The organism is Cryobacterium sp. Y29, assembly GCF_002929825.1.
Taxonomy (GTDB): domain Bacteria; phylum Actinomycetota; class Actinomycetes; order Actinomycetales; family Microbacteriaceae; genus Cryobacterium.
Genome location: NZ_PJJN01000031.1, coordinates 72073 through 86264 on the forward strand (window position 1 = coordinate 72073; position 14192 = coordinate 86264).

A 14192-nucleotide genomic window follows, 5' to 3' on the forward strand; every position below is an offset into this window, starting at 1 on the left:
ACCCTCGAACTAAACGACGGTCGCAGCCCGCTGAAAAAGCGAGACCACAGCGGTAACGGCGGGTACAAGTTGTCTTGCTGATTCGGCATAGACGTTATCGCTCTGACGGTACGGGTCAACGATGTCGTCGTCCTCGGGATTTTCTGGTGGCAACACCATGCCTCGCTGGGAGGCAGAAAGACCCACCACAGACGCAAACCGTGCGACAGTATCGTCAAGAGGGATGCTCGCAACCTCAGACAGGTCGGCGTCTGTGAGATCGTGCACCAGCCTCGCGAACTCACGAAGAGTGAAAGTGTAACGAATAGCCCGCGGGGAGAGCTCCGCGATAGCACGTCGGTGTTCCCGCGACATCGCTAATATCAGGTTCGACGAGGTGAGGTGCTCGACGGTGAGCTCACGCGCAACGTGAGCCGACGGATCGCCCCCGAATTGGCGGGAAAGCTCTGCAGCTTGATCGGGCATGCCCTGTCCCTTGAGACCGATGGTGCCGGCGCTTGCTACCGACACGCCGGGGTAGGTTCCGAGGCCCACCCGAAGAAGTTGCTCCGCCAAGGGCGATCGGCAAATATTGCCCGAACATACCGTGAGAAGGGAAAACGTCGCCATCATGCGGTTCGCCGATTCATACTGCGCAATGCGCGATCGCTGACCTGTGGGGCTACTTCCACGGACTCGTCGACAATATTTCCGTAGCTGTACTGGCCGTAGCCGTAAGAGTCCGGTCCTGTCGTGGGGAGCATAGTAATGATGACACCAATCGGGGCGCTATCGACCCGTTCAAGAGCTTTCACCGCGCTCGCGAGTTCATTGCGCTTGGTGCGGCCAGAGGCCACCACGAGAAGAGCACCACCGGTGAGCTTGCTCAACACCGCCGCATCAGTCACGAGAAGAAGTGGCGGGGCATCGATCAGCACGACGTCGAACTCCGCCGTGAGAGTATTGAGTAGATTTGCCATTGCCGATGAACCGAGCAATTCGCTGGGGTTCGGGGGAACGCGACCGCTCGGGAGCACGACAAGCTTGCCCCGCCCCCAGCTTTGCAGGACGTCGGCAAGCTCGGCGCGGCCAATGAGCACATCCGTTAGGCCGACAGCGCCCTCAATGCCCATGTAGTGCGCGAGGCGGGGCAGCCGCAGGTCGCCATCGATGAGGGCTACGCGCACGCCCGTTTCCGCCAGGGCGATGGCCAGGTTGGCCGTGGTGGTGCTCTTTCCCTCACCGGGGATGGAACTCGTTACGACGAAGCTGCGCGGGCCGCCTGAGATGTTCACAAACTGCAAGTTGGTGCGCAGGCTGCGGAATGATTCGGCGCGTGGGCTCTTCGGGTCGGCATGCACCACGAGCGGGCGTTTTTTTGCATCGGGGTCAAAGTTGATGCCACCGAGCATAGGCGTGTCGGTCACGAGTTCGATTTCGTGCAGGCTGTGAATGCGCGTGTCGAGAACACTGCGCAGCACCGCAATGCCGATGCCAATGCCAATGCCAACCAACAATCCGAGCGCGATGTTCAACGGTACGTTCGGACTCGCCGGTTGCGTGGGTATCTGAGCCGGCTGGATGGTCTCGATTTTCACCGGGCTGACCGCTTCACCGTCGGGCTTCTCTAGTTCATCGACCACGATGCGGCTGAAATTGCTACCCACAGAGTTGGCAATTTTCGCCGCCAACACGGGGTCACTGTTCGTCACCGATACGTCGATGAGCACGGTGTTCAACGGAGAAGACGAAGCAATTGAGGGGGCTAGCTGCGCGGCCGTTAGGTCGAGACCTAGTTCGGCGATGACTTCGTCGAGCACAATGGCACTGTTGACTACATCCACGTACGACGCCACAGCCTGGCGCGCGAAGCTCGTGCCCTGCACCAATTCACCGGAGCCGGCATCTGCTGCCGACTTCACCGATACGTATAACTGCGTACCGGCAACATATTTTGGTGTTGTGGCGATAGAGCTTGCGGCTGATGCTGCAATGCCCAGAAGCACACACGCCACGATCAAGATCCAGCTTTTATGAAAAATCCTGACGTAGTCTTTTAGCTCCACGTGCATGCCTCCGATAGATCCTGTTGCTGGGAAATTCCCAATGGAGGGAATATCCCCTATCTATAGTGCCATACGAGTACGCGTGACTTGTGCGCCCCATCAATGCACGCCACACCCAATGCTGTTCGTGGTGCGGGGTTGAACGCCCCTACACGTAGGCGCGACTACTTGACGGACACGCTCGCGCAGTCGAGCGGCACGTCTGAGATGGCCGTGGGGTTGACCATCGGTGTCACCTCCGCCGCCAGCACCTTCTGGGCCGTACCGGCCGCGACGACGTCTACGCTCAACTTCGACGTGGCACCCGGTTTCATAGTGAGAACGACCTTAGCCACCGGATAGTCGGTGTCGTGATACTGCTGCAGCTCAACGGCGCCGCCATCGATAGTGGCGCCCACGATTTGTGACCCTGGAGGCGCGTAGACCATGACAATCATGCGCTGTACGCCGGGCTTCAAGTCCTCCCTGACGAACGTGCCTAAAATTGACGGGCTGATCGATGTCGCAGCGTCGAGGGGCAGGTCGTTTGTGAGCTCCAGGCTGATTCGATACGACGCCTTCTGGTCCTCCCGACACACGGCCTGTCCGAGGCCCACCGACTGCTGCAGGTAATAGTTCATCTTGGAACCTACATTCTCCTGCAGGTAGACCCCGACCCGGTCGGTCGTCTCGTCGCTCTGAGGCAGCGGGCCGTCTAACCCGAGTGACATAAAAAGTGCTTGCTCTTTGTCCAAAGGGCTCCACAACAGCATGCGTCGTTCGTCGACAGCTTGGGACACGGCCGACAACAACATGCTGGGATCAGAATTGCCGCCCATCAATTGTTCGAAAGTCTTCTGCACTATCTCTGCATAAACGACGTCCTGCGCCGCGTTGTCAGCCCGTGCGTCTGCAGTGGTATTGCCTGACCAGAATCGCATGTAAACCTCGTTGAGCAGCAAGGGCACGAGCGACTCGCTCGTAAGAACATCGCCGGTCGAGAGCGTCACGGGGGTGACTCCGCGAAGCAGGTAACTCAGCGCCACCGGATCCACAGAGATCACGCCATCGATGTCGGTACCGAACTGACGTTTCCACATCTCCTGGGTCACCTTGGCTGCACTTTCGAAGCTCGGGCGCACTGTGACGTTAGACATGGCCCGCCCGAATTCCGAACCGTAGAGCTCGGCAACACCGTCGGGCATCGCAATGACAGACTCCTGGTAGTAGGCGAAGTTACCGAAACCAGCTGGAACCGCCTTGCCCAGACTGATGCTGCCATTGTCAATCGTCAACAGAACAAAAGACAGGGAAGTACCGCCGAGCGCACGTGCTTCGGCGCTGTTTTGAAACACGATGACGTAGTCACGCGGGGCACTGGCGCCCAACGCATCGGGGATAACGTCGAGAGCTTGGCTGGCGGACGCGAGCGGCGGCGCGAGGCTCGCGAGCAGGGTGTCGAATTTAATCACAGCCGCGGTGAGTGGCGCCATGGTTACGCTCGTGTCTATATCGTTGATCCGGTCCCGTGCTGCGGTAAGTACCGTGCTGGCTCCATTTATAATTTTACCCGCTGAGACGAGCGGTTCAAGATCAATACCCCCATCAACGGACTTGAGCGTTGCCGGGTTCAGATTGGCTACAACCTCCACCAAAGGCATAGCGGCATCCGTGATCACGTCATCGGCGACGGCCGCCAGGGTGCGCACGGCAGCGAGATTGACCCCGACAAACGGCACGAATTCAGCGGCGCGCCACACCGGGTCTCCGGTCAATTCGCGGGCACGTGCGGTGTGGCTGGCCATTTCAGTGACCGACGCGTTGGCCGCTTTTGTGTCTCCTGCAAGTGCTTGGCTCTTGATCGTGGCGGCCAGTGGAATAGCGGCTTCGAGTTCTGTCTTCGCTTGCCATCCGCGAACGCCTACCCATGAGCTCGCAAGCGCGACAACGACGACCACGCCGATGATCGTCCAGAACCACCAGCGGCGGTAGAATCGCGGCCGGGGTCGTTTCGCGGATTTCTGGGCACCAATTGTTGTTTCACTCACCATGCCATTGAATCAGTTCAAACCATCCTAAGAGACCACGGTCGGCGAGTCAGACCGGCTGCACCAAGTCGCGTAGCACGTCTTGCAGGCCCAGCCCGAAACGGAAGTAGTCGCCCGTGCGCCAGCCGCGCAGAATCGGCGCTACCCGCAGTAGCCGTGCCGCTGGCAGCGTGCTTCGACGCGTTTCATGCGCGAGCTTCGCATCGATCAGGGCCAGTACTGAAGTGGATAGCGCCGGCTCAAACTCTGAGGCCCGCTGTTGCAGCGCAGCGACTCGCGCGAGAAGTCGGGCGTTGCGGGCGGTGCGTGACGCACGTAGTCGGCCGAGCTTGCCGGAGGCGTCGAGGGTGGTCACTCCGATCTGGTTACCGCGGTGCTGACGATAGTCGGTGAGGGGTTCTTCAAGCAGGTCGACCAGGCCCGTCACGGCGGCGACCATGGCCATCCACTCGTCGTGCACCCACGCGGGCGGGAACGGTCGTGAGCGCTCGACCAACTCTCGCCGCACCATCATCGTCGCGCCGGTCACGATATTCCGGCGGAGATAGGCGTCGATCGCGTGCCCCGCGTGCACGGCCGCGCGGTCGGTTTCCGACACACCCAACGTTTGCAGCAGCGTATGACCGAGGGGGGCGCCAGCAGCGTCGACGAGGCGGGCGTCGGTGTGCAGCATCTGCAAAGCGGGCCGTCGGGTGAACTCGGTCACCATGCGCTCCACCCGCTCGGGCCACCAGACGTCGTCCTGGTCGCAGAGCGCGATGAGATCTCCCGAGCAGGCGGCGAGCGCCTGCTCGAAGTTCGCCGTCACGCCGAGCGCGCTGGCGTTGCGCAACACCACGACCTCGATGACGTTTCCGTCACCTTTCGTGCGCCAGGCCGCTACGACCCGCTCCAGCACCGCCAACGTCTCGTCGGTCGACCCGTCGTCGGAGACCACTATCTCATCGGGGCGCAACGATTGCCCCAAGATGCTGAGCAGCTGCTCTTCGAGATAGTCGGCACCGTTATAGGTGCACAACGCGACGGAAACGCTTGCAACCATTAGCTACGTTTCACGCCGACCGACAGAACGCCGAGGAACATTCCGGCCATGATCGTCTGCGAACCCAGCATCATGAGCAGCGCGGCCGGAATCGCTGCACGCAGTGTGGCACCCGCGTCGAGCGGGCCAAAGTCGTTTGACGCCCATCCGGTCAACTGCGCAACCGCAACGCCGAGACCGATGAGAAAGAGTAGGAGGCCGACAACGGCTCCGCTCTCCAAGCTGATGCGTTTCTGCAGACGGTCGAAGTTGCGGCTGCGCGGAATGCGAAAACCCTCTTGCTGTGCATAGATCTTAGTGAGAATCGCGAACAGCACTGATTGATAACCGACCACCGTTAGCGCCGCCAAGTAGAGCTGGCTGGAATAGGTGAATCCGACGCGGCCGAAGACGACCGGCCCAAAGCTCAATAGCAGGACGCCGACAAAACCCAGCACAAAGGCCGCCGTACCGGGAATCAGAAATAGCCAGCGCGGGCTGAAAATCAGCAAAAAACGCAGGTGGCGCCAACCGTCGCGCCAGCTGCGCAGGTGCGGCGGCCGGCTCCGGCCGTCTTTCGCAAGAGTGGTCGGCACCTCACTGACTCGGGAACCGCCGAGGGTGGACTTGACGACCATTTCGCTGGCGAATTCCATGCCGGTGGTCTGCAGGTGAAGGTCAAGCATGGACTGGCGGTTGAAACCGCGAAGTCCGCAGTGAAAGTCCTTGATCGGCGAACGAAACAGCATGCGACCGATCCACGACAGCACGGGGTTGCCGAGGTATTTGTGCAGCGGGGGCATTGCGCCGGGCTCGATGCCCCCGCGAAAGCGGTTACCCATGACGAGTTCGTCGCCAGCGCGCAGGCGTTCGACGAACCCGTCGAGGCTGCTGAAGTCGTAGCTATCGTCGGCATCGCCCATGATCACATAGGTGCCGCGGGCGTGTTCGATGCCGCCATTAAGGGCGCTGCCGTAGCCCTTCTCAGCGATGGAAACCACACGGGCGCCGAGCGACTCGGCAATCTTCTGCGAACCGTCGGTGCTCCCGTTATCGGCGATCAACACTTCGCCCACCACACCGCTGCGCTCAAGGTAGCCGAGGGCCTTATTCACGCACACCGCCAGAGTCTCAGCTTCGTTCAGACACGGCATGAGGATCGTCAGTTCGATCGTCGAAGTTTGCTGCATGTGCGTGTGGGTCCTGTCTGTGTTCTATGGTGCGCCCTCAATCGTACAGACTTAGTGCACTATGAACATTGGCCTCGTCGTCACCACCCTCGGTCGAGAGCTGGGGTTGCGCCGCCTGCTGCAGTCGTTGGTTGGCCAGGTCACCGCCGCAGACACGATCGTGATCGTCGCGCAGCGCAATCTGCAAGTGGTCAAGGATCTCGCGGTGGAGTTCACTGCCATCGGCTGCGAGATTATCGTGACGACGTCGCCGTTGGGCGCATCGCGCGGACGCAACGCCGGGGTCGCGACGCTCCCGGCGGGCGTGGACTATCTCCTGCACTTTCCCAATGACACCACTTGGTTTCCGCCAGGAATCATCGCGGGTCTCCGTTCGATTCCTCCCGCGGCCAGTGTCGCCGCATTGACCGTCACAGATGAAAACGGTCCGAAATTTCACCTCCCGACCGCGGGCACGCCCCTGGACCGATGGAACGTCTGGACCGTCATCGAGATGGGCCTCGTCATTCGCCGCAGCTTGTTCACCAGGCTCGGCGGCTTCACAGAGTCGATCGGCACCGGCGCTTCGACACCGTGGCAGTCAGGCGAGGCGACCGATTTGCTCTTGCGTTTGATGCACGCCCGCGAATCAGATTCGTTCGTTTGGTTGCCGGCTGAGGTGGCCATTGGTGGTGTCTCAGACCCGCAGGGGCTTTCCAACGGCGAGCGCCGGCGCAAGTTGCGCAGCTACGCCCGGGGCTTCGGTCGCCTGCTCACGGTGTGGCATTACCCCCTGTATTGGCGGGCCGCAGCATTAGCCGGCGGTCTTCTCTTCGGTCTGCGCAATCGGTCATCTTTTCAGACAGCGGATGGCTGGTGGGTTTTCGTAGGCCGTTTCGAGGGCCTTACCGGCCGCTGCTTCGGTAAGACGTTGTCGAAAGCGGTCGATCGATGAGCCTTTCCCTGCCCCCGCAGATTCGCCTACGCGGCGCAGCAATGTCGCTCATCACACTTCTCGGCGGCGTCTCCTTGGCTGTTATTCCGGCCGCGACCGTTGCCATCTCGGCGCGGCAGTTCAACCTGCACGAACAGGGTGCCATCGCCGTAGCCGTTATGTTCGCCACGTTCGTGGGCCAGGTAACTTTCGCGGTCGTCGTCGAATCACGGTTGAGTTCAGCCGCAACAGCTCGACGGGTGACGTTTCCGCTCTGGCTGGCCGCGCTTTCAGTGCTGACAGCGATCATCGTCGGCTTCAACTCCAGCAACGCCGTCGCGCTGTGCGTCGCTCTCCCCATCCTGCTGGCATCGCTCGAGGTCGGTCGTGGAGTGTCCGTCGCCGAGCGCCTCGACACTCGCGAAATCTGGGCATCCGTTCTCGTCGGCTCCGGGGCCCTGGCTGGCGTACTTGTAGCTTTCTCCGCACAGACCTGGGGAATGATTCCGTTGGTAGCCGGGATCGCCGCGGCCACCTGCGTGCGCTCCCTTCCTGTATCCCACCAGCCGAGTCGGCCCGACCCGGCCGTCATGGGGTGGGTAGTCGCAGACACCTCAATTACCGGTGTCATCTACCCGCTTCTGAACGTGATGATTCTCGCGTTTATCGGCCCGGCTCAGGCCATCATCTTCACCGCCATCTCCACGGTGTCAGGGTTGCTGGCAATACCGCTCAACTTCTTGCGACTGCGGCTGCTGAAGGAGCACTCCCGCCTTGATATCGGAGTGTCCGGGCTCGCACTGTTGGGGGCCATTGTCGCACTCGGCATTCTCGAAGCGACCGGCACGTTTGGTTTCATCTTCGGATCTGCGTGGTCGCTCTCCGACACTGCGCTACCGCTGGCCGTCGCCTGCGCCTGGCGAGCCACATCCATTCTCACCACAATCCCTTTTGCTGCCCTGCGGCGCATGGGCGCGGTACGGCTGCTGACGGGACTGCGGGCGATCGTGGCCGCCATCACATTTGCTCTTGCCGGACTGGGCCTCGTAACCCAGAACATCATCTGGGTCTTTGCGGGAATGCTCGTCGCCGAACTGATTTCCGCGGTCATCTACGAAGGGGCCCGCCGTTCCCGAACCACTTTGGTAATCAAGGACTGATTCGATGCCACTACCACTTATCTTGGTCGACCTGCTCTTCTTCACCGGAAAGAAGGGGGGCATGGAATCGTACGTTCGCGAGGTCTACAGCCGAATGCCGCGCGAAATCGTCGGTCTTCGATTCATGGCCCTCGCGTCGAGCGAACTGGCCGCCGGCGATACCTCCTGGTTTCCCGGCGACGTCATCGATTCCGGCATCAGCGGCGAGAACCGTATCGCCTGGGCACGCGGTGAGTTGTTCACTGTTGCCGGCTTTGCGCGGCGCCGTCGCGCAGCGCTCATCCACTGCCCAGCGAACCTCGGGCCGCTTCATTCAAGGATTCCCGTCGTTCTGACAATTCACGACCTCTTGCCATTCCGGCACCCCGAATACGTTCCCGGTGCCTACTCCATCATTCTCCGAACTCTCATTCGGTTGGGCGCGCGCACCGCACGCCGCATCCTCACAGTCAGCATGGCCTCGCGCACCGACATTCGTCGCTACCTACACATCAAGCGCACCCCAGTCGACGTCATCCCCCTGGCGGGCGAAACGTTGGTCAAAGGCGCAATCCCACCTACGGTTCGTCGCGCCAACCAACTGCTGGCCGTCGGCAACCGGATGCCGCACAAAAACTTCTCGACGCTGCTGACAGCGCTGGCGCTCCTCCCTGAACAAACGCGACCGCACTTAGTGATTACTGGCAGTCACGGCGAGGACCCGCTCACGCCGCTTGTGACCGAACTCGGGCTTCAAAAATGGGTGTCTTTGCGTGGCTGGCTCACGCCGCACGAACTCGACGCACTTTATGCGGAGTCAACCCTGTTCGTCTTTCCAACTTACTTCGAGGGCTTCGGACTGCCGGTACTCGAAGCGATGGCGCATGGCTGCCCGGTGCTCTGCTCCGACATTCCAGTGCTGCATGAGGTCGCCAACGATGCGGCCGGGTACGTCGACACTCACGACGCCGCCCGGCTCGCCGAAAGTATCGGCGAGCTCCTTTCGTCGCCTGACGAGTTGGCGCGTCTCGCGGCTAGTGGGCTCGCGCGGGCCGCAGAGTTCACCTGGGACCGCACCGCGCAGCAGACGCTCGAGTCGTTTCAGCGGGTCTTAGCAGAACGGTAAGCAACCAGAATCTGGTCGATGGATCGACCGAGGCCTCCCGCCGCGCGTTCCTGCTCAAACCAAGCCTGCGTGGAGCGTCTCAACGGCTCACCGGCAGACACCACCGTCACAATGGCGGTAGCAAGGTCGTAAGGTCGCACCGACGCTGCGATAAACCCGTTGATCCCGTTGTGAACCAGCTCGGCTGCCGCGTTGTCGGGGCCGGCCACGACCACACTGGGTGTGGCCACTGCAGCTGCCTCAGCGACGACAAGTCCAAATCCTTCGCGGCGTGACGGGTTGACTAGCGCGCGTGAACCGACCAGCAGCGTGTGCAGTTCAGCGTCGCTGACCCGACCGGCTAGCGTGACCACGTCATCGAGGCCCAGCTCGCTGATCAGTGCGGCCACCGCGGCAGTTTCCGGCCCGGAACCCACGATGACGAGGCGCAGGTCGCTAATCTGCTTGCGCGCCTCATGTAGGGCAGGCAGCAGATCGATGAGTCGCTTGTCAGCGATGTGACGACCCACGAAAATCAGGTACGGATCGTCGCCGCGTTTGGTCGTCACATCGGGTGCGGCACCCACGAGGTCAATCAGCCCCAACGTCACCGGGGTGGCCCGCCGCCGATAGCCCCGAATGCGCGAGCCGGTGAAGTGACTATTGACGGTGTGGAGGTGGCCGAGGCGGATCGCTATCAGTTGCAGCACCGAGGCGACGGTGCCCATGAGCATGCCCGAGTAAGCGCGCCACTGGCGCCACCCCCAAACCTCGAGCCAGTCGGTCACCACGAAGGCCTTGCTTCCGATTAATGCCAGTTGCACCGCGAAGACATTGAGTACGGGTAAGGCGCTCACGATGACCACGTCATAGTTATCGCGGCGCGCCCGAAAGTGGTGAAAAAGAGCCAATGCAAACTTCACGGCGCTGATCGGCGTGCGCGTTCCCGCGTCGTCGTAGATCGACCCGCGCCACACCGGAACGACCGAGAAGCTCGCTTTCGGCGCTGGGCCATCCCACTGGGCGCGCGTCACATAGTCAACGGCGCTCCCCCTCTCGGTGAATAACTCCGCGATTCGTCGATACACCCGTTCGCCGCCGCCCGAATTGATCGGAAAGAAGCAGTCGTAGGCGATCGCCACGCGTGGTTCAGTCACGAAGAGAGCACTCGGTCGGCGCTGCAGCAGTCAGGCTTTCAGCCAGGTCGGCCGCATCCTCGAGTCGCGCCGCGCGCGCGGCAACCCACCCCGTGCACAGAACGAACGCGATCGATACCAGCGCATAAAGCACGACCAGGGTTGGCCAGCCGAGCGGCGGCTGCCAGGCCGGATTTTTCCACATCTCACTGATCGGCTGTCCACTGCCGACTACGTAACGCCACATCACGACTACGAAAGCCAGCAGCCCGTATGACGCGATCAGCGCTGCGCTAATCCAGGTGACTCGTGTCGACAGGAACGCCACGCGATTTCCCTGTTTCGCAGAAAGCAGCCAGGCCGCCAGAATCGTCACGCCAAGATAAAGGAAGAGGCCGTATCGCCCCTGCCAGATAACTCCGGTTTGGCTCACGCTGTAGCCCTGCACCAAGGCCGGTACCAAGACGGCAGCGGCCGTAATCACGGCCATCGTGACCAGGCCGCGTCGCCGGGAGGCGGTGACAGCGAGAACGATCAGAATGCCAATCGGTATGACAAACAGCCAATAAGCGGATGTCGACAGCGGCGCGTCGAACCAACCAAAGTACCCGATGGCCTGCTGAACGAACTGCGGTGTGGTGCGAAGTACGTGCACGAAGCCCTGCACGAATGATGCACCTACCAGCGGCGCGTCCGATTTCTCGGCCTGGCTCGACAGGCTGCCGCCGCTCAGCGTCCACACGATCGAGAAGATACCTCCGGCCGCGACGATACCGAGCGGAATATATGAGCGCGAAGTTGTGAACAGCGACTTGACCGAATTCCAACCGGTCGCGATGAAACAGATACCAACAACGACAATCAACCACAGAGGCCCCGTCGCTCGAGCTGTCGCGAGCGTCACGGAGGCGACGGCTACGATCATCCAGAGATACCAGCGTGAGAGTGAGGACACCTCTTGTGCGACTCGTCGGGTATCGAACCGTTCGAGGAGACGAGGAAGGGTAGCCCAGAGGGCGACAGCCGAAGCGATCTCAATGCCGTTGGGGTTCACCGAACCGAAGAAATAGACGACCATCGGGGCTGCCACAAAGGCCAGGCCCAGCGGCATCCACCGCGATCTGCGCACGGACATCGCTGCTTGAAAACCCCAGGCGACGAACACTGCGGCGAGCAATCCACTCACGATGCGCATGCCGTAGATGCCAGCTGATCCGTCCAAGATCAAGCTCGGCCATCCGACTGCGTAGTAGTACAGGGGGTTGTAGGCGCCCACCCAGGTGTTGAACCAGTCGGCTCCGCCCTCATCGCCAAGTTCGACCCCACAGTTCGCAGGCTGATCAGGGTGAAAAGCGAAACAGAGAATCTGTGGCGAGTACGAGTACCCCCCTGGCAGGTCAACCACCGTGTGCTTGATCCCCGGCACGTCATAGCCGATAACCTGACCATGCATTTGCGCGATGGCCTTGGTTGCATGCGCGTTCTCGTCGGGTACCGAGAAGATGGGGCTGGCCAGTGACCACAGGGTCGAGAGTGCGAACACGAACAGAAAGACCAGCCAAAAAACTGAGCGCGAATTGCCTGCAGTTCGCCCGCCGGCCGTTTGCTTCGCCAGCAAGAAAGTTCGTGGCACGTGTGCGTAGCTCCAGACATTTCGCCAGGACCGACGCCCAGTCAAATCAGAATACCGTCCACTGTCGTCAGCGTCATGATTGTGCGTAGATCCGCCACGCTGCCAAAGCGTCCGCGAAGCCATCGAGGCCATCGAGGCCATCGAAAGACTCGTTCTTCCCGGTCCCGTAGGCAGTTTCGATTGCCGTCATCGTTGACAAGGGGACCCCTGCACGTTCCATTCCCATGCGATTTGCAGACGCCACCTTGGCCGGGTTGCCATACGCCTTGGCGAACGGCGGTATATTGCGTGTTACGACAGACCCCATCCCCACCATGGCCCCGACTCCGACGTACCTTCGTTGATGGACGCACGTGCCCAATCCAAGGTTCGCACCAGCACCGATGCGAACGTGTCCGCCCAGTAGCACACTGGAGGCGAGAGTTACCCCGTCCTCAACCGTGCAATCATGCGCTACGTAAGTCTGGTTCATCAAGAAAACGTCGTTGCCGATGCGTGTTTGATGATGCCAGCCCTGATGAATCTGGGCGTACTCGCGAATGACGCTGTTGTTACCGATGTGGATACCGTTCCCTGAACCTGGATTGAGGGCATCGGCAGGATGCGCCCAACTTCGCACTTCGGGCGGTGCCCCAATCACACAACCGGTACCGATCCAATTTCCGTTCCCAATGGTAACCGGCCCAATAATCACGGCCAGCGGGCCGATCGTGTTGCCTGATCCAAGAAGAACATTCCCGATTAACTGGGCGGTTGGATGTACAGAATTCATTGCTCCCTCACTAAATCTGGATCCGCGTGTCCGGATGGACGTCACACCATCCGTTATTCTTGAGGCGCACGTATTTACACCAGCACATCGAATCTAATCTACGAGGCGACATGATCCCGATTACAACTGTCGAGTTCGGCGAAGAAGAGCAACAACTAGTCTCGGAAGTTTTGCGATCCGGCGCCGTTGCGCAGGGCCCCAAAGTCGCACAACTTGAAGGGCGTTTTGGCCAACTTTTCGGTAGCCCCCATGTTGTCGCTGTCAACAACGGCACCACCGCACTCATTGCAGCTCTGCAGGTTCTTGACCTCCAGCCGGGAGACGAGGTTATCACCTCTCCCTTCACCTTTGTTGCCACACTGAACGCGATCCTGGAGGCGGGTGCGACAGCCACCTTCGCAGATATCAGTGCCGACGACTTCAATATCGACCCAACTTCTGTCGCCGAACGGGTCACAGACCGCACCAAAGTGCTCCTGCCCGTACACCTGTACGGGCAAATGGCCGACATGGACCCATTGGTCGCGCTGGCAACGGACCGGGGCCTTCGCATTCTTGAGGATTCGGCGCAATCTCACGGCGCCAGCTATAAAGGAAAATACGCTGGGAGCTATGGGCTTGGGGCATTTTCCCTTTACGCCACAAAGAACATCACGACCGGGGAGGGCGGTCTCATCACGACGAATGACGACAACCTCGCCGATAAACTCCGACTGCTGCGCAATCAAGGCATGCGAGCGCGCTACGTGTACGAGATGGCAGGCAACAACTACCGTCTGACCGATCTTCAAGCCGCCCTGGGCATTCCGCAGTTGGAGCGCTACGCACAGACGGTGGCCAAGCGTCAGAGGAACGCAGATCGCCTTATTGAAGGACTCGCCGATGTTCCAGGTGTAGTCGTGCCTCGTCAATTGGACGGTCGGGAGCATGTTTGGCACCAATTCACCGTGCGCATCACTGCCGAGTCCCGGGTCCCACGCGACGCATTTGTCGAGGCCCTCGCTCAGCGAGGCGTGGGCAGCGGAATTTACTACCCCAAGCTCGTTACGGATTACGACGCCTACCGTTCCCACCCGCAGGTTATCCCGGCCGACGTGCCCGTCGCGACCCAGATGGTCAAGGAAGTCTTGTCGCTACCGGTACACACGGCACTGTCCGACGCGGAGATCGCAAAAATAGTATCGTCCGTTCGCGCCGTGGCAGGAGTTTGA

General features: G+C 60.8%; 12 protein-coding genes. 4 read left to right on the forward strand and 8 right to left on the reverse strand.

Annotated features, from left to right (window positions below):
- Positions 1 to 9 precede the first annotated feature (9 nt).
- The 5 genes from CXY74_RS07265 to CXY74_RS07285 form a co-directional block, all read right to left on the reverse strand.
- Entirely contained in the window at positions 10 to 612 is a 603-nt protein-coding gene (locus CXY74_RS07265) for a low molecular weight phosphatase family protein (protein WP_104199823.1), read from the reverse strand.
- Entirely contained in the window at positions 609 to 2051 is a 1443-nt protein-coding gene (locus CXY74_RS07270) for a polysaccharide biosynthesis tyrosine autokinase (protein WP_233193266.1), read from the reverse strand. The genes CXY74_RS07265 and CXY74_RS07270 overlap by 4 nt, the downstream gene beginning before the upstream one ends.
- Positions 2052 to 2209: 158 nt before the next feature.
- Complete coding sequence (locus CXY74_RS07275; RefSeq protein ID WP_158252329.1) at positions 2210 to 4072, reverse strand: DUF4012 domain-containing protein; 1863 nt, start codon at positions 4070 to 4072, stop codon at positions 2210 to 2212.
- 49 nt (positions 4073 to 4121) lie between these two features.
- Positions 4122 to 5114 (reverse strand): glycosyltransferase family 2 protein, encoded by a 993-nt coding sequence (locus tag CXY74_RS07280; protein ID WP_104199825.1) that lies wholly within the window; start codon positions 5112 to 5114, stop codon positions 4122 to 4124.
- Positions 5114 to 6283, reverse strand: a complete 1170-nt coding sequence (locus tag CXY74_RS07285) for a glycosyltransferase family 2 protein (RefSeq protein WP_104199826.1) — start codon at positions 6281 to 6283, stop codon at positions 5114 to 5116. Before CXY74_RS07285 ends, CXY74_RS07280 begins: the two co-directional genes overlap by 1 nt.
- Before the next feature lie 61 nt (positions 6284 to 6344).
- Here CXY74_RS07285 and CXY74_RS07290 point away from each other — a divergent pair, with 61 nt between their 5' ends.
- From CXY74_RS07290 to CXY74_RS07300, 3 genes are read left to right on the forward strand one after another with little or no spacing between them, the layout of a single operon-like run.
- Positions 6345 to 7217: a glycosyltransferase family 2 protein gene (locus CXY74_RS07290; RefSeq protein ID WP_104199827.1), complete on the forward strand. Its 873-nt coding sequence runs from the start codon at positions 6345 to 6347 to the stop codon at positions 7215 to 7217.
- Entirely contained in the window at positions 7214 to 8356 is a 1143-nt protein-coding gene (locus CXY74_RS07295; protein WP_104199828.1) for a hypothetical protein, read from the forward strand. Before CXY74_RS07290 ends, CXY74_RS07295 begins: the two co-directional genes overlap by 4 nt.
- Before the next feature lie 4 nt (positions 8357 to 8360).
- The gene (locus CXY74_RS07300; RefSeq protein ID WP_104199829.1) at positions 8361 to 9461 is read left to right on the forward strand and encodes a glycosyltransferase family 1 protein; all 1101 of its coding nucleotides are present in this window, start codon (positions 8361 to 8363) and stop codon (positions 9459 to 9461) included.
- On the opposite strand, the gene CXY74_RS07305 is transcribed toward CXY74_RS07300, so the two are convergent.
- The 3 genes from CXY74_RS07305 to CXY74_RS07315 all read right to left on the reverse strand — a co-directional run bounded on the left by CXY74_RS07305 (position 9437) and on the right by CXY74_RS07315 (position 12981).
- Positions 9437 to 10597, reverse strand: a complete 1161-nt coding sequence (locus tag CXY74_RS07305; RefSeq protein ID WP_146070088.1) for a glycosyltransferase family 4 protein — start codon at positions 10595 to 10597, stop codon at positions 9437 to 9439. The two genes, CXY74_RS07300 and CXY74_RS07305, sit on opposite strands and share 25 nt — an antisense overlap.
- Positions 10590 to 12119 (reverse strand): DUF2142 domain-containing protein, encoded by a 1530-nt coding sequence (locus CXY74_RS07310; protein WP_158252330.1) that lies wholly within the window; start codon positions 12117 to 12119, stop codon positions 10590 to 10592. Before CXY74_RS07310 ends, CXY74_RS07305 begins: the two co-directional genes overlap by 8 nt.
- 163 nt (positions 12120 to 12282) lie before the next feature.
- Positions 12283 to 12981: an acyl-ACP--UDP-N- acetylglucosamine O-acyltransferase gene (locus CXY74_RS07315; RefSeq protein WP_104199832.1), complete on the reverse strand. Its 699-nt coding sequence runs from the start codon at positions 12979 to 12981 to the stop codon at positions 12283 to 12285.
- A 110-nt stretch (positions 12982 to 13091) separates the two neighbouring features.
- On the opposite strand from CXY74_RS07315, the gene CXY74_RS07320 reads away from it, so the two are divergent.
- Positions 13092 to 14192, forward strand: coding sequence for a DegT/DnrJ/EryC1/StrS aminotransferase family protein (locus CXY74_RS07320; protein ID WP_104199833.1), 1101 nt, complete (start codon positions 13092 to 13094; stop codon positions 14190 to 14192).

Bases quoted from the DNA above. Each gene is read 5' to 3' on its own strand.
- CXY74_RS07265 (WP_104199823.1), bottom strand. From the start codon at position 612: ATGATGGCGACGTTTTCCCTTCTCACGGTATGTTCGGGCAATATTTGC.
- CXY74_RS07290 (WP_104199827.1), top strand. From the start codon at position 6,345: ATGAACATTGGCCTCGTCGTCACCACCCTCGGTCGAGAGCTGGGGTTG.
- CXY74_RS07295 (WP_104199828.1), top strand. From the start codon at position 7,214: ATGAGCCTTTCCCTGCCCCCGCAGATTCGCCTACGCGGCGCAGCAATG.
- CXY74_RS07270 (WP_233193266.1), bottom strand. From the start codon at position 2,051: ATGCACGTGGAGCTAAAAGACTACGTCAGGATTTTTCATAAAAGCTGG.
- CXY74_RS07300 (WP_104199829.1), top strand. From the start codon at position 8,361: ATGCCACTACCACTTATCTTGGTCGACCTGCTCTTCTTCACCGGAAAG.
- CXY74_RS07285 (WP_104199826.1), bottom strand. From the start codon at position 6,283: ATGCAGCAAACTTCGACGATCGAACTGACGATCCTCATGCCGTGTCTG.
- CXY74_RS07320 (WP_104199833.1), top strand. From the start codon at position 13,092: ATGATCCCGATTACAACTGTCGAGTTCGGCGAAGAAGAGCAACAACTA.
- CXY74_RS07315 (WP_104199832.1), bottom strand. From the start codon at position 12,981: ATGAATTCTGTACATCCAACCGCCCAGTTAATCGGGAATGTTCTTCTT.
- CXY74_RS07280 (WP_104199825.1), bottom strand. From the start codon at position 5,114: ATGGTTGCAAGCGTTTCCGTCGCGTTGTGCACCTATAACGGTGCCGAC.